The organism is uncultured Caballeronia sp. (assembly GCF_964243625.1).
Lineage (GTDB): Bacteria > Pseudomonadota > Gammaproteobacteria > Burkholderiales > Burkholderiaceae > Caballeronia.
The window spans coordinates 1-2,263 of record NZ_CAXTGZ010000810.1 but is presented as its reverse complement, the minus strand read 5'-3'; the positions used below and the strand labels follow the sequence as shown (position 1 = coordinate 2,263).

Sequence of the window (2,263 nt, the reverse complement as noted above, 5' to 3'; positions counted from 1 at the left end):
GGTGGCTTCGGGGCTCCCGCTCGTGGCGATCGCCCAAGGAATGCCTGCTTCGTTCAGAGCTTCTAACAGTGCACTTGCGCCCGGCAGGGGCTGGATCTGCGGCTCCTGCCGACTGAACACTTCGGCCTGGCGTTCTTTTACACGCTTCATTGTTTCGGCTGAGACGCCGCCGCCCAACTCTTTGAATATTTGCTTCTCGAATAGCTCGCTGCTCATACCGATTTTTCTGTGGATTTTGGAAATCGGAAGGCTCAAACCTTCGCTTGTCAACGCTTCGCTCCACGCGATGACATGCTGATACACGCTGTCAATCAACGTTCCGTCGAGATCAAAGACAAATGCGGTCTTCATCGAGCACCCCTCTGTGCTGGCGGAATTCTGCTGAATGCCGCCAGCAGTCCCACCAGCGCCAAGCCTGCAAGCGAGAACTTGAGGATCGGAAAGGCGCCCGCGCTATTTACGGCGATTTCGACAGGACGACCAGCCACCAGTTGCAGCCGGCGCGTGTTCATTTGGGCGCCGAGCGTGCGCAGATCTCGAGCAAGAACGTCCTCTGCCATGGGAAGCAGGATCGTTTCCTCGTCGGCCACGTGGTGGATCACTTCCCTCATCAGGTCCATGACCGTATCGTCGTACCCGGGCGTTGACGGATCCATCGTGCGCAACTTAGCGATGCTATCGCGCATCGCATTGTGCTCAGGAACGCTCTTATCGATTGCAATCGCAGTGGGTTTCGCAGCGCGAAGCGCAGGGTAGAAGATTTCCTCTTCAAGTTGCGCGTGAATTTCGAGCGCCGCGCATATGGTGTTGACGAGCGCCGCTTTACGCCAGTGCGGCGCATCGATCCTGTAACGGTGAAAGGCCGCCGTGACATGGGCGTGATCCAGCTTGATCATCGTTGTGATACGCGGTGATAGCCTAGAGATTTGCAAGGACATGATCGCAGTAGCCTGGGAACGGGTTCAAGATGGCAATAAGCGCAAACGGTGTGCCAACAATGCACGGATGCCACTCATGTTTAACCCGAAAACGTTGGACGCCTGCGCACGGTCGGGTCCAGCGTGGCACCCTAAATACGTTCATGGCGGCGGCCTTGCGGCTGCGTTATCAGCGGCTGTCGACTGGCGCCCGACCCGCTCCGATTGCTTTCCGCGCATGGCCGCTGCAACCTCGGCACCAAGCAGAAACACAGCAGCCGAAAAATACAGCCACATCATCAATACCGCCAGCGAGCCGGCTGCGCCGAACGAGTTCGCTGTTCCTGCATGCGCGAGGTACAGGCCAAAAAGATGGCGGCCAATAGTGAAAAGGATCGCCGCGGCCACCCCGCCCACGCCGGCGTGCCACAACGGAACATGCGTGTCAGGCAGCCATTTGATCAGCAACGCAAACGCGCACGACAAGATCAGCAGCCCCAATAGGGTTTGGACGATCGAGGCAATGATTAAGAGCGGAGAATTGCCAAACACCGCGTGGCCGGCAACAGTTATCGCTGCATCGAGAACGAGCGATACGACCAATAAAAATCCAACACCCAGCACCATTCCCAGAGAAATCACCCGCGCGCGGACTAGCAAGGTTAATCCTGTCCTCGACTCTTTCGATTCGGGCGGAAAGACGATATCCAATGCGGTATTTAACGATGAGAAGGTAGCCGATGCGCCCACCAGCAGCAACACGACCGAGAGCGTGGCTGCCAAACCACTGCCAGCGGCATGGTGGGTGTGCTCGACCATCGATTGCATTGCAGAGGCAGCATCGTTTCCCAAAATGCCGCGAACCTGATCGAAAAGCCGACCTCTTGCTGCGTCGGCGCCGAAGAACCAGCCCGCCACGGCCAACACGATAAGCAATGTCGGCGACAACGAAAAGGCGGAGTAAAAGGCGATGCTTGCGGCCAGCATCGTGCATTTGTTGGCAAAAAATCGTTTGACAGCATCGGTGCTCGCACCAAGCGCGACGTGGGCGAAGCCATTACTTTTAACTTCTTTCTTTTCCGAACGGTCTAGCACGAGCGCTCTCCGACAGGTTCGCTGCGGTCCAAAAAAACGATTGACCGCAGGTTCGAGCAACGGTCGTTCCAGCATGAGAGTCGCCCTGCGAACAAATCTGGCTTCTGCAATTTAATACAGCGCTGACCGTCGACGGAGCATGAGGTATCTTCCTCGGCACTTGCGCCTTAGATGGAAATTCGCCCCTTTGTTGGCCCATTCAGCCAAACACCGCAGCCCCTGTCGTTACTGACGGGCTGTGCTCGTAACCG

Annotated in this window: 3 protein-coding genes; all 3 read right to left on the bottom strand. The window is 57.0% G+C overall.

Annotated features, from left to right (window positions below; all coding sequences use genetic code 11):
- Nucleotides 1-351 (bottom strand): HAD family hydrolase (locus tag ACFFAR_RS31205; RefSeq protein ID WP_375509230.1); only part of this gene is annotated, 351 nt, incomplete at its 3' end.
- Entirely contained in the window at nucleotides 348-896 is a 549-nt protein-coding gene (locus ACFFAR_RS31200) for a hemerythrin domain-containing protein (RefSeq protein WP_375509229.1), read from the bottom strand. The genes ACFFAR_RS31200 and ACFFAR_RS31205, both read right to left, overlap by 4 nt.
- A 183-nt stretch (nucleotides 897-1,079) precedes the next feature.
- Complete coding sequence (locus ACFFAR_RS31195) at nucleotides 1,080-2,087, bottom strand: YihY/virulence factor BrkB family protein (RefSeq protein WP_375509228.1); 1,008 nt, start codon at nucleotides 2,085-2,087, stop codon at nucleotides 1,080-1,082.
- Between the last annotated feature and the right edge of the window lie 176 nt (nucleotides 2,088-2,263).